General features: G+C 66.3%; 19 protein-coding genes and 1 other RNA gene. 11 read left to right on the top strand and 9 right to left on the bottom strand.

Going from position 1 to position 22242, the window contains the following annotated elements:
- Positions 1 to 28: 28 nt before the first annotated feature.
- The 3 genes from AC3WRI_RS05180 (at position 29) to AC3WRI_RS05170 (ending at position 2731) form a co-directional block, all read left to right on the top strand.
- On the top strand, positions 29 to 940 hold the full coding sequence (locus AC3WRI_RS05180; RefSeq protein WP_011614688.1) for a glutamate/aspartate ABC transporter substrate-binding protein: 912 nt from the start codon (positions 29 to 31) through the stop codon (positions 938 to 940).
- Between the two features lie 200 nt (positions 941 to 1140).
- Positions 1141 to 1962 carry a transporter substrate-binding domain-containing protein gene (locus AC3WRI_RS05175; protein ID WP_011614689.1) on the top strand — a complete coding sequence of 274 codons (822 nt, stop codon included), beginning with the start codon at positions 1141 to 1143 and terminating at the stop codon, positions 1960 to 1962.
- Positions 1963 to 2071: 109 nt separating this feature from the next.
- The gene (locus AC3WRI_RS05170) at positions 2072 to 2731 is read left to right on the top strand and encodes an amino acid ABC transporter permease (protein ID WP_010812979.1); all 660 of its coding nucleotides are present in this window, start codon (positions 2072 to 2074) and stop codon (positions 2729 to 2731) included.
- A gap of 60 nt (positions 2732 to 2791) precedes the next feature.
- Here AC3WRI_RS05170 and cphA (AC3WRI_RS05165) read toward each other — a convergent pair whose 3' ends face one another.
- Positions 2792 to 5362 carry a cyanophycin synthetase gene (cphA, locus tag AC3WRI_RS05165; RefSeq protein ID WP_010812978.1) on the bottom strand — a complete coding sequence of 857 codons (2571 nt, stop codon included), beginning with the start codon at positions 5360 to 5362 and terminating at the stop codon, positions 2792 to 2794.
- Positions 5363 to 5408: 46 nt separating this feature from the next.
- Entirely contained in the window at positions 5409 to 8042 is a 2634-nt protein-coding gene (gene cphA / locus AC3WRI_RS05160; RefSeq protein WP_011614691.1) for a cyanophycin synthetase, read from the bottom strand.
- A 240-nt stretch (positions 8043 to 8282) separates the two neighbouring features.
- Here cphA (AC3WRI_RS05160) and AC3WRI_RS05155 point away from each other — a divergent pair, with 240 nt between their 5' ends.
- Positions 8283 to 10574, top strand: coding sequence for a cyanophycin metabolism-associated ABC transporter (locus AC3WRI_RS05155; protein ID WP_492292692.1), 2292 nt, complete (start codon positions 8283 to 8285; stop codon positions 10572 to 10574).
- Positions 10564 to 11058, top strand: coding sequence for a cyanophycin metabolism-associated DUF1854 family protein (locus tag AC3WRI_RS05150; protein ID WP_010812975.1), 495 nt, complete (start codon positions 10564 to 10566; stop codon positions 11056 to 11058). The genes AC3WRI_RS05155 and AC3WRI_RS05150 overlap by 11 nt, the downstream gene beginning before the upstream one ends.
- A 64-nt stretch (positions 11059 to 11122) precedes the next feature.
- On the opposite strand, the gene AC3WRI_RS05145 is transcribed toward AC3WRI_RS05150, so the two are convergent.
- On the bottom strand, positions 11123 to 11524 hold the full coding sequence (locus AC3WRI_RS05145) for a hypothetical protein (RefSeq protein WP_010812974.1): 402 nt from the start codon (positions 11522 to 11524) through the stop codon (positions 11123 to 11125).
- A gap of 64 nt (positions 11525 to 11588) precedes the next feature.
- Positions 11589 to 12602 (bottom strand): fimbrial protein, encoded by a 1014-nt coding sequence (locus AC3WRI_RS05140; protein WP_010812973.1) that lies wholly within the window; start codon positions 12600 to 12602, stop codon positions 11589 to 11591.
- 419 nt (positions 12603 to 13021) lie between these two features.
- Between AC3WRI_RS05140 and AC3WRI_RS05135 the strand changes: the two genes are divergently transcribed.
- The 5 genes from AC3WRI_RS05135 to AC3WRI_RS05115 all read left to right on the top strand — a co-directional run bounded on the left by AC3WRI_RS05135 (position 13022) and on the right by AC3WRI_RS05115 (position 18550).
- Positions 13022 to 14089 carry a sensor histidine kinase gene (locus AC3WRI_RS05135; RefSeq protein ID WP_010812972.1) on the top strand — a complete coding sequence of 356 codons (1068 nt, stop codon included), beginning with the start codon at positions 13022 to 13024 and terminating at the stop codon, positions 14087 to 14089.
- Positions 14086 to 14736: a response regulator gene (locus AC3WRI_RS05130; RefSeq protein WP_492292691.1), complete on the top strand. Its 651-nt coding sequence runs from the start codon at positions 14086 to 14088 to the stop codon at positions 14734 to 14736. The genes AC3WRI_RS05135 and AC3WRI_RS05130 overlap by 4 nt, the downstream gene beginning before the upstream one ends.
- Positions 14737 to 14871: 135 nt before the next feature.
- Positions 14872 to 16140, top strand: a complete 1269-nt coding sequence (locus AC3WRI_RS05125) for an amidohydrolase family protein (protein WP_492292689.1) — start codon at positions 14872 to 14874, stop codon at positions 16138 to 16140.
- A gap of 37 nt (positions 16141 to 16177) precedes the next feature.
- Positions 16178 to 16714, top strand: a complete 537-nt coding sequence (locus AC3WRI_RS05120; RefSeq protein ID WP_010812969.1) for a DUF1097 domain-containing protein — start codon at positions 16178 to 16180, stop codon at positions 16712 to 16714.
- Between the two features lie 114 nt (positions 16715 to 16828).
- Positions 16829 to 18550: a gamma-glutamyltransferase family protein gene (locus AC3WRI_RS05115; protein ID WP_010812968.1), complete on the top strand. Its 1722-nt coding sequence runs from the start codon at positions 16829 to 16831 to the stop codon at positions 18548 to 18550.
- Between the two features lie 215 nt (positions 18551 to 18765).
- Here AC3WRI_RS05115 and AC3WRI_RS05110 read toward each other — a convergent pair whose 3' ends face one another.
- Positions 18766 to 18987 carry a hypothetical protein gene (locus AC3WRI_RS05110; protein WP_010812967.1) on the bottom strand — a complete coding sequence of 74 codons (222 nt, stop codon included), beginning with the start codon at positions 18985 to 18987 and terminating at the stop codon, positions 18766 to 18768.
- Positions 18988 to 19149: 162 nt separating this feature from the next.
- Here AC3WRI_RS05110 and AC3WRI_RS05105 point away from each other — a divergent pair, with 162 nt between their 5' ends.
- Entirely contained in the window at positions 19150 to 19335 is a 186-nt protein-coding gene (locus AC3WRI_RS05105; RefSeq protein WP_153018154.1) for a hypothetical protein, read from the top strand.
- Here the strand turns inward: AC3WRI_RS05105 and ssrA are convergent.
- The 4 genes from ssrA to ompA form a co-directional block, all read right to left on the bottom strand.
- Positions 19300 to 19658, bottom strand: a transfer-messenger RNA (tmRNA) gene (ssrA, locus tag AC3WRI_RS05100). The two genes, AC3WRI_RS05105 and ssrA, sit on opposite strands and share 36 nt — an antisense overlap.
- An 83-nt stretch (positions 19659 to 19741) precedes the next feature.
- Positions 19742 to 20416 carry a phosphoglycolate phosphatase gene (gene gph, locus AC3WRI_RS05095; protein ID WP_010812966.1) on the bottom strand — a complete coding sequence of 225 codons (675 nt, stop codon included), beginning with the start codon at positions 20414 to 20416 and terminating at the stop codon, positions 19742 to 19744.
- The gene (ubiG, locus tag AC3WRI_RS05090) at positions 20413 to 21171 is read right to left on the bottom strand and encodes a bifunctional 2-polyprenyl-6-hydroxyphenol methylase/3-demethylubiquinol 3-O-methyltransferase UbiG (protein ID WP_492292687.1); all 759 of its coding nucleotides are present in this window, start codon (positions 21169 to 21171) and stop codon (positions 20413 to 20415) included. The genes gph and ubiG overlap by 4 nt, the downstream gene beginning before the upstream one ends.
- Before the next feature lie 125 nt (positions 21172 to 21296).
- Positions 21297 to 21950, bottom strand: coding sequence for an outer membrane protein OmpA (ompA, locus tag AC3WRI_RS05085; protein WP_010812964.1), 654 nt, complete (start codon positions 21948 to 21950; stop codon positions 21297 to 21299).
- Positions 21951 to 22242: the final 292 nt, after the last annotated feature.

Here is a 22242-nt window from a genome sequence, read left to right as displayed (position 1 = left end):
GACCAAGCCCCACTACAAGGAGCGCCACATGCAATCACTGCACCCCCACCGATCCGCCACCCGCCGCGCGCTTGCGGCCGCCACGCTGCTGCTGGCCGCCGGCGCCGCCCATGCCGCCGATGGCGACACGCTGAAGAAGATCAAGGACAGCGGCGTGATCTCGCTTGGCTATCGCGAATCGTCGATCCCGTTCTCATACACCGACGGCAAGGAGGTCATGGGCTATTCGCACGAGATCCTGCTGCAGATTGTCGACAAGGTGAAGAGCGAACTGAAGATGCCCGGCCTGCAGATGCGCCTGACCCCGATCACCTCGCAGAACCGCATCCCGCTGGTGCAGAACGGCACCATCGACATCGAATGCGGCAGCACCACCAACAACCTGGAGCGCCAGAAGCAGGTGGCGTTCTCGAACAGCATGTTCGTCTACGGCATCAAGATGCTGACCAGGAAGGATTCGGGCGTGAAGGAGTTCACCGACCTGAAGGACCGCAATGTGGTCACCACCGCCGGCACCACCGGCGAGCGCCTGCTGGTCAAGATGAACGGCGAGAAGGCCATGAACATGAACCTGATCAGCACCAAGGACCACGGCCAGTCCTTCCTGATCCTGGAGACCGGCCGCGCCGCTGCCTTCGTCATGGACGAGCCGCTGCTGTACGGCGAGCGCACCAAGGCCAAGAGCGCGGCCGACTGGGTGGTGGTCGGCGCGCCGCTGCAGACCGAGAACTACGCCTGCATGTTCCGCAAGGACGATCCCTCGTTCAAGAAGCTGGCCGACGGCGTGATCGCAGACCTGCAGACCAGCGGCCGTGCCGAGAAGCTGTACAACAAGTGGTTCATGTCGCCGATCCCGCCGCGCGGCATCAACATGAATTACCCGCTCTCGGCCGACATGAAGGCGCTGTTCGCGGCGCCCAACGACAAGGCCTACCAGTAAGGGCAGGGCGCCACGGCCGGGCCGTATCAGGTCCGGCGGTTATTTAGCCATAATGAATCAGTATTTAGCGCTCGATAGTGTTTGCGGTAGTGTTGAGCCCGATATAGGCTCATAGCAGCACAACTGGCCGGCGGCCCTCACAAGCGGCCTCCGGCGCTGTCTGCCCCCCACACTGCTTATCCGCATCCACTGGAGAACATATGCGATCGATTCGTACTGGCTGGCTCAAATCCCTGCTGGCTGCCTCGCTGCTTGCCGGCGCCGGGCTGGCGTCCACCGCGGCGCAGGCCGCCGACCTGCTCGATACCGTCAAGCAGGCCGGCGTGCTAAAGATCGGCCTGGAGGGCACGTATCCGCCGTTCGGCTTCCGCGGCGCGAAGAACGAGCTGGAAGGGTTTGACGTGGACGTGGCGCGTGCGGTGGCGGGCAAGCTGGGGGTGAAGCCGGAGTTCGTCACCACCGAGTGGAGCGGCATCATTGCCGGCCTGCAGGCGGGCAAGTTCGACGTGATCGTCAACCAGGTCAACGTCACGCCTCAGCGCCAGCAAGTGCTGGACTTCTCCACGCCCTACGTCTACTCGGATGCGCAGCTGATCCAGCGCAAGGACGACAAGCGCCAGTTCAAGTCGCTGGAAGACCTGAAGGGCCACAAGCTCGGCGTCAGCCTGGGCAGCAATTTCAACGACCTGGCCAAGTCGGTGCCGGGCATCGACGTCAAGACCTATCCCGGCGCGCCTGAGTACCTGCGCGACCTCGCGGCACAGCGCGTCGACGCCGCGCTGAACGACCGGCTGATGGTCGCCTACCTGGTCAAGACCGCCAACCTGCCGCTGCGGCCGGGCGCGATCGTGGCGGGTGCCACCACGCAGGTGGCCATCCCGTTCCGCAAGGACAACCCCAAGTTCGCGCAGGCCATCAACCACGCGCTGGATGACCTGGGCAAGGACGGCACGCTTGGCAAGCTCTCGGTGAAGTGGTTCGGCACCGACGTGACCAGGCCCGCCGGTAAGCCAATCAAGTAAGCCAGTCAGGTAAGCCGGCCAGCAAGCCGGGCGGTATCATGTCGCGGCGCCGCGGTCTGCATGGCTGCCGCGCCGTTTTCTTTTTCATTCTTCTGCCGCCGCCACGCCCATGTCCGCTCTCCAGCTTGTCACCGATTCCCTGCCAGTGCTGCTGCAGGGCACGCTGCTGACCATCAAGTTCGCGTTGTGGTCGATGGTGTTCGGGCTGATGCTGGGCACGGTGGTGGCGCTGATGGGCATCAGCCATAGCCGCGTGCTCAAGGCGGCGGCGCGCACCTACGTCAGCATCATGCGCGGCACGCCGCTGCTGGTGCAGATCTTTGTCGTCTACTACGGGCTGCCGGGCATCGGCATCGCGCTGGAGCCCACGCCCGCGGGCGTGCTGACGCTGAGCCTGAACGTCGGCGCCTACCTGTCCGAGAGCATGCGCGGGGCCATCCTGGGCGTGTCGCGCGGCCAATGGCTGGCAGCCTACAGCCTGGGCCTGACGCCGGCGCAGGCACTGCGCTACGTGATCGGCCCGCAGGCGCTGCGGCTGGCGGTGCCAAGCCTGTCCAACAGCCTGATCAGCCTGATCAAGGACACCTCGCTGGTATCGGTCATCACCGTGACCGAGCTGCTGCGCACGGCGCAGGAGGTGATCGCGGCCACCTACCAGCCGCTGCCTCTGTACCTGGCGGTGGCGGCGATCTACTGGGTGCTGAGCACGGGGCTGTCGGGGGTGCAGCATATGCTGGAGCGGCGCTTGTCGCTGCCCGGGCGCCACTGATCGGCGCGCAAAGAAAAAGGCCAGCTCTGCGGAGCTGGCCTTTTTTTATCGCCGGGCCGGTCAGCCCTGCGCGATGCGGCTGGCGATATGCCCCAGCGCCTCTTCCACCTGGTCCACCAGGACCAGGCACAGGTCGCCCGGCTGCAGGTGCGACAGCGCGGTATCGATGGCGAGGAACTCGCCACGGATCTCCTCGACCTGGCCGGCGCGTTGCGCGCCCTGCAGGCCTTCGCGCAGCAGCGCCAGCACCTCGCCGTCGGCGCGGCCGCGCTGGCACTGGTCCTGGTACAGGATGACTTCATCGAACACGCCGCCCAGGATCTGGGTCTGGCGGCGGATGTCGTCGTCGCGGCGGTCGCCCGCGCCGCTGATCACCACCATGCGCCGCTTGGCCGGGATGGTCTCGACAGCGTTGCACAGCGCCAGGATGGCATCCGGGTTGTGGCCGTAGTCGGCGATCAGCGTGGCGCCGCGGTAGTCGAACACGTTGAAGCGTCCCGGGGCGGTCTGCGCGTCGTTGACGAAGGTGGCCAGGCCGCGGCGGATGGTCGGCCAGTCGATGCCCAGCGCCCACGCGGCGGCGATCGACGACATCGCGTTATCGACCTGGAAGCCGATGGTGCCGTTGCGCGTCAGCGGGATCTCGGCTACCGCGATGCGCACTTCAGTATCGCCTTCGGACGCCACGATGTCGGCGCCGTCCACGAACACCACGCGCTTGCCCTGCGCGCGGTGCGTGGCCATGGCCGGCTGGTTGGGATCGTGGGCGAAGAAGGTGACGCTGCCGGGGCAGGCGTCGGCCATGCGCACCACCATCGGGTCGGCTGCGTTCAGGACCGCCATGCCGTGCGGCGCGACGTTCTGCACGATCACGCTCTTGAGCACCGCCAGGTCTTCCACCGAGTTGATGTAGGACAGGCCCAGGTGGTCGCCTTCGCCCACGTTGGTCACCACCGCCACGTCGCAGCGGTCGAAGGCCAGGCCTTCGCGCAGCAGTCCGCCGCGCGCGGTTTCAAACACGGCGGCGTCCACGTCCGGGTGCAGCAGCACGTTGCGCGCGCTGCGCGGGCCGCTGCAGTCGCCGGTGTCGATGCGCTCGCCCTGGATATACACGCCGTCGGTGCCGGTCATGCCCATGCGCAGGCCGCTGGTGGCCATGATGTGGGTGATCAGCCGGACCGTGGTGGTCTTGCCGTTGGTGCCGGACACGGCCACCACCGGGATGCGGCCATCGTCGCCATCGGAGAACATGGTCGAGACAATGGCTTCACCGACCGCGCGGCCCTTGCCGTACGACGGCTGCAGGTGCATGCGCAGGCCCGGCGCGGCGTTGACCTCGACGATGCCGCCGGCCTGTTCCTCGAACGGCTTGAGCATGGTCTCGCACACGGCGTCGACGCCGGCGATGTCCAGGCCCACCATCTGCGCCGCCGCCACGGCACGCGCGGCGATGTCCGGGTGGACGTCGTCGGTGACGTCGGTGGCGCTGCCGCCGGTGGACAGGTTGGCGTTGTTGCGCAACACCACGCGCGTGCCGTTGGCCGGCACGGAATCGGCGGTCAGGTTCTGCTTGGCCAGCGTGGCCAGCGCGATGTCGTCAAAGCGGATCTTGGTCAACGAGGTCGCATGGCCTTCACCGCGGCGCGGGTCGCGGTTCACTTCCTCGACCAGCTGGCGCACGGTATGCACGCCGTCGCCGATGACCTGCGGCGGGTCGCGGCGCGCGGCCGCCACCAGCTGCTTGCCGACCACCAGCAGGCGGAAGTCATGGCCCGGGATATAGCGCTCGACGATTACGTCCGAGCTGATGTCCGAGGCGACCTCGTAGGCCGTCATCACTTCCTCGCGGGTGCGGATGCGCACCGCCACACCCTTGCCCTGGTTGCCGTCGCGCGGCTTGACCACCACCGGGGCGTCGATTTCCTGCGCTGCGGCCCAGGCCTCTTCGGCGCTGCGCACCGAGCGGCCCAGCGGCACCGGCACGCCGGCGGCGTGCAGCAGGGTCTTGGTCAGGTCCTTGTCCTGCGCGATCGATTCGGCCACGGCGCTGGTGCGGTCGGTCTCTGCGGCCTGGATACGGCGCTGCTTGCTGCCCCAGCCGAACTGCACCATCGAGCCCTGCGTCAGGCGCCGGTAGGGGATGCCGCGCGCCACGGCGGCGTAGACGATGGAGCCGGTGCTGGGCCCCAGGCGCACGTCCTCGTCCAGCTCGCGCAGGCGGTGCAGCGCGTCTGCCAGGTCGAACGGGGTGTCGTTGCGCGCGGCGCGGCACAGGGCCTCGGCCAGCTCGAACGCAAGCCGGCCGACTTCTTCCTCGCTGTATTGCACGATCACCTGGTAGGTGCCGGGCTCGACCGTCTGCGCGGTGCGGCTGAAGGTGACCGGGCAGCCGGCGGCGGCCTGCAGGCGCAGCGCCGTTACTTCCAGCACGTGGGCCAGCGACAGCTCGCCCGATTCCTCGTCCGGGCGCAGCGGCCCGATCTCAGGGAAACGGGCGCGCAGCCGGTCTTCAAAACCGGGCAGGGCCGACAGCATGTTGGTGGCATCCTGGCAGGCCACGATCGCCTCGATGGCGGTGTGGCGGCACCACAGGTTCGGGCCCCGCAGGGCCCGGATACGTGAGACTTCCATAGAACGGTTTCCGTGTCTTCTATGCGCGGTTGAGCTTGGGGCCGCGTCAGGCGCGGCGCGCAGGCTGGCCCATCCAGTGGTGCACCAGGTCGACGGTGGCGCCGGTGGCGGCCTCGTCGCACTGCAGTACCAGCAGGTCGCCCGGCACCAGCTGGCTGAGCGCGGTTTCAATGGCGCTGGCGCGCGTGCCTTCGTCGATGATCTTGGTCACGCGCCGGCCTTCGTACAGGCCCTGCTTGAGCAGCGCGCGCGCCTCGGCATCGGGCAGGGCGCGCTTGACGCTGCGGTCCTCGCACAGGAAGACGCGGTCGAAATGCTGCCCCAGCGCCATGCCCTGGCGCACCAGGTCTTCGTCGCGGCGCTGCATGCCGGCGCCGTAGACCACCATGCGGCGCTCGGCCGGGAAGCGCTCCAGCGCGGTCGCCAGGGCTTCCAGCGCGGGCGCGTTGTGGGCGTCGTCGACCACCACGGTGGCGCCGTTGCGCTCGAACAGCGTGAAGCGGCCCGGCACGTCGACCTGGCCGACATCGAAGGTCACCACGCCGGCGCGGATCAGGTCGTTGGAAATGCCCAGCGCCCAGCCCGCGGCCACGGCCGCCAGCACGTTCTCGACCTGGAACGCGACGCGTCCGGCATAGGTCAGCGGCACCGCGGCCACGTCCACCAGCGCGGTTTCGCTGCTGCCGGTGGCCAGCACGATCTTGCCTTCGCGCAGGTACACCGCGCGCTTGCCGGCGGCGCGGTGCGACACGATCGCGGGCAACTCCGGCGTCAGGCCGAAGAAGATCACGTCGCCGTCGCACAGCCCGGCCATCTCCACCAGGCGTTCGTCGCGCGCGTTGAGCACGGCCGCGCCGGTCTCCAGCACCACGTCGACCTGCGTGCGCAGCACGTTGTACATGCGGTCCTCGTCCTCGACGTAGTAGTCGCCGAGGTGGTCGGGCTGGTCGAAATTGGTGACCACGCCGACCTGGCAGCGGTCATAGGCCAGGCCTTCGGAGAGGATGCTGCCGCTGTCGTTCTCGAACACGGCGGCCTCGACCGCGCGGTTCATCAGGATGCGATGGCCCGATTCCCAGTTGGCGCGGTCGCCGCTTTCCACCTGGCGGCGGTCCAGGAACAGCCCGTCGCTGCAGGCCAGGCCGGTATGCTTGCCCGACAGCTGCAGCAGGCGCGCCACCAGGCGCGCGACCACGGTCTTGCCGTTGGTGCCGGTCACGCCCACCACCGGGATGCGGCCCTGGTCGTCATCGGACTCAGGGAACAGGTGGTTGACAATGGCGCGGCCGACCGGGCGCGGCGTGCCTTCGGCCGGCTTGATATGCATCAGCAGGCCGGGGCCGGCGTTGACCTCGACGATGGCGCCGCGCTGCTCGGCCAGCGGGCGCGAGATGTCCTCGGCCACCAGGTCCACGCCGGCGATGTCCAGCCCGACCACGCGCGCGGCCAGCGCCGCATGCGCGGCGACGCTCGGGTGCACACGGTCGGTGACGTCGAAGGCGACATTGCCGTTGCGCTGGATCAGCACGGTGCGGCCTTCGGGCGGTACCGAGCTAGCGTTCATGCCCTGGCGCTTCAGTTCCAGGCGCGCGGCCGAGTCCAGCCGCACACGGTTCAGCGGATGATCCTCGGTGGTGCCGCGGCGCGGATCGGAATTGATCTGCAGCTCGATCAGCTCGTCGATGGTGGACTTGCCGTCGCCGACCACGCTCGCGGTCTCGCCCATGGCGGCGGCCACCAGGCGGCCGCCCACCACCAGCAGGCGGTGCTCGTTGCCGGGGATGAAGCGTTCGACGATGACGCCGTTGCCTTCGTCGATGGCCACGCCGTAGGCGGTCTCGACTTCCTCGCGGGTCATCAGGTTGGTGAACACGCCGCGGCCGTGGTTGCCGTCATAGGGCTTGACCACCACCGGCACGCCGATGTCCTCGGCGGCGTCCCAGGCGTCTGCCGGGGAATCGACCATGCGGCCCTCGGGGACTGGCACGCCGCAGGACTCCAGCAGGCTCTTGGTCAGGTCCTTGTCGCGCGAAATGCTTTCGCCGATGGCGCTGGTGCGGTCGGTCTCGGCGGTCCAGATGCGGCGCTGGCGCGCGCCGTAGCCCAGCTGCACCAGGTTGCCGTCCGACAGGCGGATCGCCGGGATGTCGCGGTCGTCCGCGGCATCGACGATGCAGGCGGTGCTGGGGCCCAGGCAATGCTCGTCCACCAGGCGGCGCAGGTTGTCCACGGCGGCGGGGACGTCGAAGGGACGGTCCTCGATCGCGGCCATGACCAGGTCGCGGGCGGTGAACAGGGCGACGCGGGTGACTTGCTCGTGCCAGGCGCGCACGATCACCTTGTAGACGCCGCGCACCGGGGTCTCGCGCGCCTTGCCGAAGCCGCCGGGCATGCCCGCCAGGTTCTGCAGCTCAAGCGTCACGTGTTCCAGGATATGGCCGGGCCAGGTGCCGTCCTTCACGCGCTGCAGGAAGCCGCCGCGCTCGCCGATACTGCAGCGATGCTCGATCAGCGACGGCAGCCAGGCCGACAGGCGCTCGTGGAACCCCGGAATCGTGTTGGAGGGAAAGTCCTCCAGTTCCCCGATATCGACCCATGCCTCCAGTACGGGCCGATATGTCCACATATTCGGGCCGCGCAGCGACATGACATCGAAAATCTCAATGTCCTTCTTTTTCATTGAATTAGCTTGAGGCAGTGGGCGGAACCGCCCGAGAAATGGAAGCCTAACCTTTCAGTAACGTTACAGCACAGAGCGGGTTGACTTTCTTCGTGTAAAAGTGATTGTGCAGTGCATCAGGAGTACCCGCGCGTTCGTCGTTATGTATACTGCGGGCGAATTCGCGGGCCGCCAGAGCGTGCCCGGCCTAAATTTGTTTCAAGTTATGTCCGTACCGCTTGGACGCACGCCGCGCCATCCATGACCCAGTCCTCCCTGCCTGTCCCTACCGCCCCTGCTTCCGACGAGCCCTGGCGTACCGAATCCGGATCGTGGCTCCGACCCGGCGAGACCGTCCTGGCCGGACTGGCTCTGGACCTCGACGCGAAGCTGCATTTTACCCAAGGGTGGCTGGTTGTGACCGACCAGCGCATCGTTGCCCGGGCTCCCGGTGAAAAAAATGTGCGGGAATGGAACATCGGGACCTCCCTGCGCCTGTCGCACACCGACCACGCGGGCGTGGGCGCGCTGGAACTGAGCGGTCCAGAAGGCCGGCTGGCGAGCTGGCGATACACGCTTGGTTACAATCCGGCCGCGCTGCGGCTGGCCGACCAGTTCGAATTCCAGCGCGATGCCGCCGGCGCGCGCCCGGCGGGCGGGGCGGGCGAAGTGCTGTGCCCGACCTGCAAGGCGCCGCTGCCGCCGGACGAGGAACAGTGCCCCCAATGCAGCCGGGAGCTGGAAACCCCGCCGTCGACCTGGGCGCTGCTGCGCCTGTGGCGCTTTGCCCGGCCGTACCAGTGGCAGCTGCTGGCGGGCTTCCTGCTGACGCTGCTGTCCACCGCGGCCACGCTGGTGCCGCCGTACCTGACCATGCCGCTGATGGACAAGGTGCTGATCCCGTTCCAGAACGGGGTGCCGATCGACTACGGGCTGGTGCGTCTGTACCTCGCGGGATTGCTGGGGGCGGCGCTGGTGGCCTGGTCGCTGGGGTGGGCGCGCACTTACCTGCTCGCGCGCGTATCGGAGCGTATCGGCGCCGATCTGCGCACTACCACGTACGAACATCTGCTAAAGCTGTCGCTGGAATACTTCGGCGGCAAGCGCACCGGCGATCTGATGGCGCGCATCGGCTCGGAAAGCGACCGCATCTGCGTCTTCCTGTCGCTGCACCTGCTGGACTTTGCCACCGACGTGCTGATGATCCTCATGACGGCGGTGATCCTGGTGTCGATCAACCCGTGGCTGGCATTGGTCACGCTGGTGCCGCTGCCGTTCATCGCCTGGATGATCCACCTGGTGCGCGACCGCCTGCGCCACGGCTTCGAGAAGATCGACCGGATCTGGTCCGAGATCACCAATGTGCTGGCCGATACCATCCCCGGCATCCGCGTGGTCAAGGCCTTTGCCCAGGAAAAGCGTGAGGTGTCGCGCTTCCGCGAGGCCAACAAGCACAACCTGGCGATCAACGACCGCGTCAACGCGGTATGGTCGCTGTTCACGCCGACGGTCACCCTGCTGACCGAGATCGGCCTGCTGATCGTGTGGGTGTTCGGCATCTGGCAGGTGTCGCACAGCGCCATCACGGTGGGTGTGCTGGTGGCGTTCCTGACCTATATCAGCCGCTTCTATACCCGCCTGGATTCGATGAGCCGGATCGTCTCGGTGACGCAGAAGGCCGCTGCCGGCGCCAAGCGCATCTTCGACATCCTCGACCATGTCTCGAGCGTGCCGGAGCCGGTGCGCCCGGCGAAGCTGGACAAGGTCGAAGGCGCCATCGACATGAGCGACCTGGGCTTCCGCTACGGCAACCGCGCGGTGATCCGCGGGCTGAACCTGTCGATCGAGCCGGGCGAGATGATTGGCCTGGTGGGGCACAGCGGCTCGGGCAAGAGCACGCTGGTCAACCTGATCTGCCGTTTCTACGATGTTTCCGAGGGCGCGATCCGCGTCGACGGCGTCGATATCCGCTCGCTGCCGGTGTCGGAGTACCGCCGCCATATCGGCCTGGTGCTGCAGGAGCCGTTCCTGTTCTTCGGCACGATTGCCGACAATATTGCCTATGGCAAGCCCGACGCCACGCGCGAGGAGATCATCGCCGCCGCGCGCGCCGCGCATGCGCACGAGTTCATCCTGCGCCTGCCGCACGGCTATGACTCGCTGGTCGGTGAGCGTGGCCAGGCGCTGTCAGGCGGCGAGCGCCAGCGCATCTCGATCGCGCGCGCGCTGCTGATCAACCCGCGCATCCTGATCATGGACGAGGCCACCTCGTCGGTCGACACCGCCACCGAGAAGGAAATCCAGAAGGCGCTCGACAACCTGGTGCAGGGCCGCACCACCATCGCCATCGCGCACCGCCTGTCGACACTGCGCAAGGCCGACCGGCTGGTGGTGATGGACCGCGGCCAGATCGTCGAAGTCGGCAGCCATGATGAGCTGCTGTTGCGCGAAGGCGCATACTACAAGCTGTACCAGGCGCAGGCGCGCAATGTCGACACCGAGGACGGCGAAGACGAAGCGATCGAAACGCCGGAGGCCGCCAATGCCCAATGACGTTCCCGCCACCACGCCGACACCCATGTTTACGCTAGATCGCAATCGTTTTGGCCGCCTGGTCCTGATCGCCGAAGACGGCACCGTCCACGAAGGCGTGGTGCCGGTGCGCGCCTTCCCGATTTCCGCGCCGCAGGGCGGCATCGGCCTGATGAGCACCGACGGGCATGAGGTGGTGTGGATTCCGCGGCTGGAGGATGTGCCGCAGGCAGAGCGCGACATGATCGAAGCGGAACTCGCCTCGCGCGAGTTCATGCCGGAGATCCAGCGTATCGTCAGCGTGTCGACCTACGCCACGCCCAGCGTGTGGACGGTGCAGACCGATCGCGGCAAGACCGAGCTGGTGCTGCGCGGCGAAGAGGCAATCCGGCGCCTGGCCGGCAGCACGCTGCTGATATCGGACACGCACGGCATCCACTACCTGATCCGCGACCTGACGGCGCTGGACAAGCACAGCCGCAAGATCCTCGACCGCTTCCTCTGAGGTGTCGCTGGCGACGCCGAAACCCGGGCCGGCGCGCTGCCGGCCGGGTTCCTGATCCTTGTTCCTAGTGCAGCATCTCGGATGCGTCGTCTTCGTCGTCCCAGTCATCGTGCATGACCGGCACGTCAGGCGCCATGTCGAACACCATCGAGTGGTAGCGCACGCTGAACCACTCGCGGAACATCTGCAGCGACAGTTCCTCGGGCCACATCGAGTCATCGAACCACTCGCCCAGCATGAATTCAAAGAATTCCTGCCAGCGCTTCTCGACCCAGCGCAAGGCGTTGTCGTGCGTATCGGCCAGCTCTTCCGGCAGCAGAAACACGCTCTGGTCCTCGCGCACCTGCTCTAGCGTGAGGCCGGCCACCGGCTGGGGATCGACCGCCTGGATCCAGTCCAGGAACGGTTGTTCCGGGACCAGCGCGACCATGGAACGGTTGATGGTGAAGCGGGGATGGTCAGACATGGCGAAAGCCTTCAAGGACTGCAACCGCCTATTGTAGTCCTTCGCCGTGCGGCTTCCGTGCGCGCTACTGATAATCCATGGTAAAGATCATCGCGCTTGATACCGTCCCCGGGGAGGGCGTGCCGCCAAGGCCGATGTAGCGCGCGCCGAAGCGGTATGTGGCGGGGACGTTGGCCGTGATGTTGCCCATCGCATTGCGCACCTGCAGGGGTACAGGCTCGGTGCCGCTCGCATTGACGATCTGCACGCCTGCGCCGCTGGCCATGCCGCCCGTCCCGGCAGTGACGATACCAAGGATGCCATTCGCGGCCGAGGCTACCGGCGTGCCTATGGCCCCGTCCAGTGTCATGCCAACAATCGCCGCGCCACTGCAGGTCAGCTGGATGGCGAAGGGCGTATTGCCGCCCGCGCCCTGGTTTGCGAGTGTCGTGGCACTGATTGCAGGCAGGTTGACCACGGGGGGATAGTTGGTGTTGCAGGCAATTTCCCGCGGTGTCACGTTGCCGCTGAAGCCGATATAGTTGTCGACGCCACCCAGTCCCCCTGCCGTGCTGCCCTTGTAGACGCCGAAGCCGAAGCGGGTCTGGGTGGGATCAAGATTGCCTGAAGTGATCGTCCCGGTCTTCACGAATTCCACCGATACCGACACCGAATAGTTCAGGCTGGCGTCCAGGTAGCCAAGGTTTGCGCTGCGGGTATCGCAGTTCAAGCCGGCTGCGTTGGTCATGGGCTGGCCCGCTGCATTGCGCAGCCGGATGCCGATGCCGGCGACTCCGGTGGAGTAGACGCCGGGCATGACTTCAGTGCCGCTGCCGTAGTAGCAGGAGATGATGGGAGCGCCGGCCACCACGTACGGCGGCACGTTGGTACAGGTGCCGCTGAATGAGTAGTAATGCACTGTTCCGGGAATGGTGCTGCCGACGGCGAGGTTGGCGGCGACTGCCATGTTGCTGAGTGCCTGCAGATATGGCATCGCCGGCGTGGAGCTGCAGGCCGCATGAGCCAAATGCGGGACCGCAAAGCATGCAAGTACCACCAGCCAGTGGCGCAGGGTGCTGATTAGCTGTTTTCCGTTCATGGCAGGGCTCGCGGTGATGGCATGTGCGGCGCGCACAAACGGCCAGGTTGTGCGGCCCTCCGGCTTTCCGGCTTTCCGGCATGCCGGTTAAAGTTGCGCTACTACGATACGTGTGGCGCATTCCCGGCAGCAATAAGGCTTGCCTTAAATCTGGGTCAGAGATTTCATGCCACCGGAACGGAAGAACTGCCCAACAACCCCATGATCCACACCGTGTCGCAAGGCTCTGTGATCCGGACTTCCCGCTTTCGTGCAGCCATTGAGGAAAACGACAAGCGCATTGCCGCCGGTTGCTGGCTATAGTCTGCGAGGGGCTGCAGGCAGGCCATGCGGTCTGATGCGTGCAAGGCATGAATCAATTCTTGCCCGTCATGAATCGGGCGCCTGCCGACAAGGCAAAAGCCCGGCAAGGAGAAGTCATGGATACGTATGTCGACCTGCAGCGGGCCATACTGAACAACATACCGGACCAGGCCTGGTTGAAGGACGCCGGCTCCCGCTACGTCCTGGTCAATGACGCCTTCATGGCCGCATGCGGGCGGTCCGAGGCCGAGATTCTGGGCAGCACGCCGGACAAGGTGTGGTCGGAGGAATGGGGACAGGTCTACCTGGACACCGACAAGGCGGTGGTGGCCAGCGGCATCCGCCGGCGTTATGAGGAATGCCGTCACGGCCAGGACGGCAGCCTGCGCTGGTTCGATACCATCAAGATGCCGATTCGGGGCCAGGACGGCGCGGTCGTCGGCACGGTTGGCATCTCGCGCGACATTACCGACCGCAAGCGCTCCGAGCAGGAGTTGCTGGAATCGCGCGCGCAGCTGCGTGAGCTGTCCGCCTACCTGCAGTCCGTGCGCGAGGCGGAGCGCACCCGGATCTCACGCGAGCTGCACGATGAGCTTGGGCAGTCCCTGACGGCATTGCGCCTGGGACTCAGCTTTATCGAAGCGCAGCAGGGCCCCGATGCCGGCGACGCGTGCCGCAAGCATTTGCAGATGCTCAAGCAGATCGCGGATTCGACGGTGGACGCGGTGCAGCGCATCGCGGCAGACCTGCGCCCGCCGCTGCTGGATGAGCTGGGGCTGACCGCGGCGATCGAGTGGCTGGCCGAGTCTTTTTCCGAGCGCGGCGGCATCGCCTGCGAGCTGGCGCTGCAGCCCGTCGGCGAGCTCAGCGCCGAACTCAGCACCGCGGTCTTTCGCATCGCGCAGGAAGCGCTGACCAATGCCTGCCGCCATGGCCGCGCCGATCGCGTGCGGGTGGAGCTGAGCGCGGCCGGCGGGACCTTGCGGCTGGTGGTTGCCGACAACGGCCGCGGCATCGATGCGTCCAGGGCCGGGCATCGCCGCAGCCTGGGTTTGCTGGGGATGCGCGAGCGTGCGCTGATGCTGGGCGGCAAGCTGGCGGTAACCAGCGAGAAGGGCGGCGGCACCCGGGTCGAGGCGCAGATCCCCAATGCCGGCGCTGCCGGCAACGGAGGCGCAAGATGATCCGCCTGATGCTTGCCGACGACCACACCATCATCCGCGACGGGCTCAAGAAGATCTTCTCCACCGTGCCCGACATGCAGGTGGTGGCCGAAGCCGCCGACGGCTGCGAAGTGTTGGCGCTGCTGCGCGCGCAGACGCCGGACGTGCTGTTGCTGGACATGTCGATGCCGGGGCGCAGCGGCATCCTGCTGATCCAGCAGATACGGGCCGGCTATCCGGCGCTACCGATCCTGGTGCTGAGCATGTACCGCGAGTCGCAATATGCGGTGCAGGCTATCCGCGCGGGCGCGGCTGGCTACCTGACCAAGAATGTGGAGTCCGACCAGCTGCTCGGTGCCATCCGCAAGGTGGCGCGCGGCGGTACCGCGGTCTCGCCGGCGATTGCCGACAAGCTCGTCAGCCAGGCCCGGCAGCCCGATGCCATGTTGCCGCATGCACGCCTGACGGCGCGTGAACTGCAGGTGTTCCAGATGCTGGCAGAGGGGCTGGGCATCAACGAGGTCGCCGCGGCGCTGTCGCTCAGCGCCAAGACGGTGAGCACCCACAAGGCCAACATCCTCGGCAAGATGGATATCGCATCGACGGCCGGGCTGGTGCACTACGCCATCCGCCACGGCCTGCTCGCCGAAGCCGGGGACGCGGCCTAGTCTGCTGCGGTGCGTCTAGGAAAATCCTTAGGTCGAATTCAGCCAATCCTGATGTAGTGATGCCGCCCCGGCACCTACGCTTCAGGTAGCGAAGCCCTGACTTCGCCTGCACAACAAGACCTGAGGAGACAAGCCATGCAGCTGGACCTGCTGATCCGGGACGCCTGCGTACGCGACGACGCGCCCCTGACCGATATCGCCATCCGCGACGGCCGCATCGTCGCCATCGAGCCCGGCATCGACGTGCCGGCGCATGAAGTGATCGAGACCGGCGGCCGCGCGGTCATCCCGGGGCTGGTCGAAGCGCACCTGCACCTGGACAAGGCTCTGCTGCACCGCCGCCTGCCGGCGCGCTTCGGCACGCTGGACGAAGCCATCCGCGTCACCGGCATCCTGAAAAGCAAGCAGCAGCGCCAGGATGTGCTGGACCGCTCGCGCCAGGTGCTGGACATGGCGGTCAGGAACGGCACGGTGGCGATCCGCGCGCATCCCGATGTCGACCTGATCCAGGGGCTGATCGGGGTGGAGACGCTGCTTGAGCTGAAATCGGAGTACCACGATCTGCTCGACCTGCAGATCGTGGCCTTCCCGCAAGAGGGCATCCTGAAATCGCAGGGCACCCGCGAGCTGCTGACAGAAGCCATGGACATGGGCGCCGATGTGGTCGGCGGCTGCCCGTACAACGAGCTGAGCTGGGCCGACACCATGCGCCATATCGACATGGTCTTCGAACTGGCGCAACGCTATGACGCGCCGGTCGACATGCATGCCGATTTTGCCGACGACACCGGCGACCAGCGCTTTGCCGCAGTGTCATATATCGCGCAGAAGACCATCGAAGCCGGCTACCAGGGGCGCGTGTCGCTGGGCCATGTCACGAGCCTGGGCGCGCTTGACGCGGCGCAGCTGCAGCCGCTGATCGAGCAGATCCGCGAGGCCGGCATCAGCATCGTCACGCTGCCCGCCACCGATCTCTATCTCGGCGGCCGCAAGGACGTCCAGAACCAGCGCCGCGGGCTGGCGCCGGTGAAGGCCCTGCACAGCGGCGGCGTCAACGTGGCGTATTCCTCGAACAATATCCGCAACGCCTTCACGCCGTTCGGCAAGGCCGACATGCTGCAGATCGGCAACATGCTGGCGCACGTGGCCCAGTTCGGCGTGCCCGAGCACCAGCTCGCGGTGCTCGACATGGGCACGCACAACGCCGCGCGCGCGATGGGCCTGCACGACACCTATGGCCTCAAGGTCGGGCGCCAGGCTGACCTGGTCGTGCTCGATACCTTCCAGGTGGCCGATGCGCTGATCGACATCCCGCCGCGGCTGTGGGTGGTCAAGCGCGGCAAGATCACCGTAGTCACGCAGCATCGCTGCGAGATCCATCGGCACCGGTGCTGCCCACACTGACCGCAATGCCCGTTTCCCGTCCATCAAGGAGTCGATCATGAGAAAGCTGCCCGCCGAAGTCGTGGCTTCACTGCTTGCCATCACCACCGTTCCCATCGCCGCGCATGCCTCGCACCTGCCGCCATGGGCCATCTTCATCAGCTGGGCCGCGACCTTTGCCATGGGCGGTCCCACGCCGGAGAACCTGAAGAAGATCTGGCCGACACTGCCGGTGGGCTCGCTCTTTGCCTTTGTCATCGTGCTTTGCTTCCGCCAGGCGGCCGAGCAGTTCTCCGGGCCAGCGCTGATCGTGGCGGAGATGGTGATCCTGTTCGCGCTCAACGCTTCGATGATGTATCTCGCTCGCGTGTTCGTCACGCTGCGCTTCATCCCCGGCATGTTCTTTGGCTTTGCCTCGTATTTCGCCACGCTGTTCGGCGGCTTCGGCCCGGTGCCGGGCGATCCCGTTGTCGCGCTTGGCGCGGTGATCGCCATGAATGCGCTCGGACCGGCCTATGCCTGGATCAAGCATCACTACGCGGCACCGGAATCCGTTGCCGAACGCCCATGGCAAGGCTGGAAGACCGAGACCTGAGCCGACGCGTCCTGCCGGGTTTGCGTGCCAGGCGCAGCATGACCCGGCGCCATCATCGAATCGTTATCGCGGCTGCCAGCGTGGGCCGGCCGCGCGTATCCGGGGGAAGTGGGTATGGAATTTCTGGGTGAAGTGGATCCTTGCGGCACCGGCACGTCGCGCCGGGCATTCCTGGCCGGCTCGGCCGCGCTGGCGGGCAGCACCATATTGCCTGCCGTCGGCCAGGAACTGGCGCAGGAGCCGGCGCAATCCGGGCGCGCAGGGCTGGCGCATTCGTCCGCGGGCATGGTCACCAGCCCGCATGGACTGGCCAGCCAGGCGGGGCTGGAGGTATTGAAGGCCGGGGGCAACGCCATCGAGGCGGCGATTGCCATCGGCGCGGTGCTGAGCGTGACATACCCGCACTTTACCGGCCTGGGGGGCGACGCCTTCCTGGTGGTCAGCGACCGCGGCGGCAATGTGCGCACGTTCTCCGGCATCGGCCAGGCGGCGTCCGAGACCTCGGGCTATGCCGGCACGATTCCGCTGCGGGGCCCGGCAGCGGCACTCACTGCCGCCGCCACCGTTGCGATCTGGGACCGCGCCTTTGCCTTCAGCCGGGACCAGTGGGGCGGCACGCAGTCGTGGTCGGCGCTGCTGGCGCGGGCCACCGAGTACGCCGCCAACGGATTCCCGGTCACGCCGTCACAGTGCTTCTGGCAGGAGTTCCGCTCGGCGGACCTGTCAGGCTGGGATGGCTTCGGACAGGTCTTCATGCCAGACGGGCGCATGCCCAGGCCCGGCCAAATGTTCCGCCAGCCTGAGCTGGCCCGCACCCTGGACCGGGTGGCGACACAGGGCGGGCGCGAATTCTACGAGGGCGACCTCGCCGGTCGCCTTGCCGCCGGGCTGGCCAAGGCCGGCTCGCCGTTGCGCGAACAGGACCTGGCGCGCTGCCAGGCGCGCGAAGAAGTGCCGCTGCGCGTGGCCTACCGCGACGGCGAACTGCTCGGCCTGCGTCCGCCCACGCAAGGCGTGACCACGCTGGAGATCATGGGCATCCTCGACCGGTTCGATCTGTCCGGTATCCAGGAAGGCAGCGCAGACTATTACCACCTGCTGGTCGAGGCCGTGAAGCTGGCGTTCCTGGACCGCAACCGCTACGTCGCCGATCCCGATTTTGTCGACGTGCCGCTGGAGCGGCTGTTGTCCAGGTCCAATCTCGACGCCCACGCGCGCCGCATCCGCATGGACCGCGCCATGGCGTGGCCGCATGTGTTCAAGCCCGGCGACACCGTCTACATCGGCGCCGCCGACCGCGAGGGCCGCTGCGTGAGCATGCTGCAGACCGTCTATTTCGACTGGGGCAGCGGCCTGGTCGTCGGCGACACGGGGGTGCTCTGGCACAACCGCGGCGCATCGTTCAGCCTCGATCCCGCCAGCCCCAACGTGCTGCGCGGCGGCAAGCGGCCATTCCATACCCTCAATCCCGGCATCTACCTCAAGCAGGGCCGGCCGCACCTGCTGTACGGCACGCAAGGCGCCGACGGCCAGCCGCAGACACTGGCCGCGGTGCTGACACGGATGATCGACTACGGCATGGATCCGCTGACGGCTCTGCGCCGCCCGCGCTTCCTGCTGGGCAAGACCTTCTCGGACAGCCGCGACAGCCTCAAGCTGGAACAGGATGCCGGCCTGCCGGTGTTCAACGAGCTTGCCGCGCGCGGCCATCAACTGAGCCCGATCCCTGCGCAAAGCCAGCTGGCCGGTCATCCGGGCGCGATCCGGATCGATACCGGCGGGCAGCTTAGCGGCGCGCACGACCCGCGCAGCGATGGCCGGGCGCTGGGGGTATAGCGCGCGGCGCCCGGCGCCGGCGGCGCTTCCCGGTGACGCTGCGTTGTACCGGTGCGTCACCCAAAGAAAGAGCCCTCGGCCAGGGAGGACGAGGGCCACAAGTGGTAGCGGGCGAGTCGCAGTACGCCCGCATACCATGATGGCGCCGCTACGCGATCCGGGCATCCCCAATTCTGGGGATGTTGCTTTCCAGTGCGCGCTGACAGCACCAACCATCAATGGAGCAAAGGGACGTGCAATTCCCTGAAATCGAACGCGTCCGATTTGTCATTGATGCCATGAATGGTCAGGACGGCATCGTGGGTCATCGCCAGCTGCAGGCCTGCGGCAATCGCGGCATCGCGTGACGGGTAGACCGGTCCCGGGTTGTCGGGGTCGTATTCGAGGGCCCACTGCGCGTCTCGGGTGAGGATGACCTCGATGGACTTGATTGGCATCGCCAACTCCGTTTCTTGTGGACGATGTGCGGTCGCGCCGGCGTGGAGAAAGGGCCTGGCAACGGGGAGCCGGTGCCAGGCGTCCGCCTGTGGAGCACTGTGATGCTGATGCCGTGCATGGCCCGGCCTGCAGCGATTCCAGCGTAGACCAGGGCTGGGGACATGACTGTAAACAACTGCAAAGGCTGCGGTGCGATTTGGTTACCGTCCTGGAAAACAGATGGCGGGGTATCCGCTGCCAAAGAAAAAACCCGCGAAGCCTTCGGCTATCGCGGGTTTCTAGACCTGCAGGTGCTGCATCGGACTGAATACTGGTGGAGCCGGCGGGAATCGAACCCGCGTCCGTAAGCCCTCCACAGAGAGTTCTACATACTTAGTTCTGTCATTTGATTTAACCGGCGCATCGCGGACGAACACGCTCTACGACGGCGAGTCACTAGGTTTTCGTCCCCGGCTTCGTGACCCTTCCGGAGCTTATCTGACGTAAATGACCTCGCGTGGTCTTGCGACCCTAGCCCGTCAGCGAGCCAGTGCGAGGACGGCCGCAATTAAGCGGCCAGTGCGTAACGTTCGTCGTTAGCAGTTATTGCATTCCCATTGATTAACGAGGTGACGGGTCCTCGGTATGCCCTCCACTGCTTTGTAACCCACGTCGAAACCAGGTCGGCCCCAGTGAGGAAGCTGGATTGTACCCGGTTGGACGCAAGCTGTCGCGGGGAGTTCCGGGAACGGCCAGGATACCCCTGCGACACAATCAGGCGACCACGGCGGGCAACAGCAGCGGGATCAGCTCGGCCGGGTGGCGGATCAGGTGGTCGGCGCCCCAGGTCTCGGGCGGCTCGGCGTCGCCGCAATAGCCATAGGCGGCTGTGACGGTGATCATGCCGGCGGCCTTGCCGGCCTGGATGTCGCGCAGGTCATCGCCCACATAGACGCACTGGCGCGGGTCGACGCCGGCGCTTGCCGCGGCATGCAGCAGCGGGGCGGGGTGCGGCTTGGCGTGGGGCGTGGTGTCGCCGCTGACGACCGCGCTGGCGCGCGGGGCCAGGCCGATCGCGGCGACCAACGGCACGGTGAAGCGGGCGATCTTGTTGGTGACGATGCCCCACGGGATGCCCGCTGCCTCGAGCGCGGCCAGCACTTGCGGCATGCCGTCGAACAGGCGCGTGTGCACCGCGATGTCGGCCTCGTAGTAGTCCAGGAAGACATCGCGCAGCGCCGGGAACTCTGCATCCTCCGGACGCAGGCCGAAGGCTGCACCCAGCAGTCCACGCGCGCCGTGCGAGGCGACGGGACGCAGTTTTTCATAGGCCACCGGCGCCTGGCCGCGCTCGACGACCAGCCGGTTGGCCGCCGCCGCCAGGTCCGGCGCGGTATCTGCCAGCGTGCCGTCCAGGTCGAAGAAGACCCCTGCGATGCCGGCGCTCATGCTGCCACCCGGCGGAACGCCATCATGTAGTTCACATCGGTGTCGCTGCCCAGCGCATACACCTGCGACAGCGGGTTGTAGGTCATGCCGCGCATTTCCACCAGGTCCAGCCTGGCCTGGCGGGCAAAGCGCGCGAGCTCGGACGGCGTGATGAATTTGTCGTAGTCGTGCGTGCCGCGCGGCAGCATGTTGAGCACATATTCCGCGCCGACGATGGCCAGCAGGTAGGCCTTCAGGTTGCGGTTGATGGTCGAGAAGAACACATAGCCGTCGGGCTTGACCAGCGTGGCACAGGCTTGCACGATCGACGCCGGATCCGGCACGTGCTCCAGCATCTCCATGCAGGTCACCACATCGACGCTGGCCGGTTCACGTGCGGCCAGCGCTTCTGCGGCGATCTCTTCATAGGTCACGGCAACCCCGGTCTCCAGGCTGTGCAGGTCCGCTACCTTCAGTGCCTTGGTCGAGAGATCGATACCGCGCACCGTGGCGCCCAGGCGTGCCATGCTTTCGGACAGGATGCCGCCGCCGCAACCCACGTCGACCACGCGCTTGCCGGCCAGACCGGCGATGCCGTCGATCCAGCGCAGGCGCAGCGGGTTCAGCTCATGCAGCGGCTTGAACTCGCTTTCCGGGTCCCACCAGCGGTGGGCCAGTTCGCTGAACTTGTCGATTTCCTTCGGATCGGCATTGCCGCGCGGCAGGTCCTGATTGGCGGCGCCGGCTGCGGAAAGGGTTTGCGATTGCAACGTCATCGTATGCGGGGCCGGCGGCACTAGCCGCGCCGGCGGTGTGAAGGGAAGAGAGGGACAGTCCGGGCAACTGTACCAAAAAAAAAGCCCAGCTTGCGCTGGGCCTTTCGTCGTCGGAAAGAATCCGATTAACGTGCGCTGCGGGTGCCGACCACTTCGACTTCCACGCGGCGGTTCGGCTGCTGGCAGGCGATCTGGGACTTGCGGTTGCCCTTGCACGACTTCGGATCGACCTTCAGCTGGCGCTTGCCCTTGCCTTCGGTGTAGACGCGGTTGGCTTCAACGCCCTTGCTCACCAGGTAAGCCTTGACCGATTCAGCACGACGGATCGACAGGCGATCGTTGTACTTGTCCGAACCGAACGAGTCGGTGTGGCCAACGGCGATGATGACTTCCAGGGTGATGCCTTGCAGCTTCGAGACCAGGTCGTCCAGCTTGGCCTTGCCTTCCGGCTTCAGGACAGCCTTGTCGAAGTCGAACAGGGTGTCAGCAGCGAAAGTGACCTTCTCGCTCGAGACGACCGGAGGAGCCACCGGAGCCGGTGCCGGTGCCGGTGCGGCCGGGGCCAGGGCGCCGTCGCACAGCGCGTTGGCGGTGGCCGGGGTCCAGGAGCTGTCGCGCCAGCAGAGCTCGTTCGTGCCATTCTTCCACACGTACTCGCTCGTACCGTTGCCCCAGTTGTCGTTCACTGCCTTCTTTTCATAAGGGACGGACTGAGCTTGAGCGGATGCAGCCATTACTGCGGTAGCTGCAACGAGCGCGAGCTTGGCAAATTTTTTCATATTTCTCCTCTCAGGATGAGATCACCGCAGGGTTACTGCGAGCAAATGGACGAAAACAAGTCATACATTCTTCGGAGTATAACATTCTCGATGTGGTGGATGCTCCACTTCGAACAATGTCTGGCTCTTCGCTGGGGAATTGTGCCACAAGGGTCGTTTCCTAAGAAGTAAATATATTCGATTCGCCGCATGGGTTTTGGGCCTGTGGTGTTTGTGCAACATAGGTCTTGTGTCGCCCGCAAAGCCTTGTGGCATCAGGGATTCCGGGTTTCAGTGAGGGCCTCGGGAGGTG

The organism is Cupriavidus sp. FW305-27 (assembly GCF_058787995.1).
The sequence above is the reverse complement of the archived record's forward strand: the minus strand, read 5'-3'. Positions and strand labels throughout refer to the sequence as shown.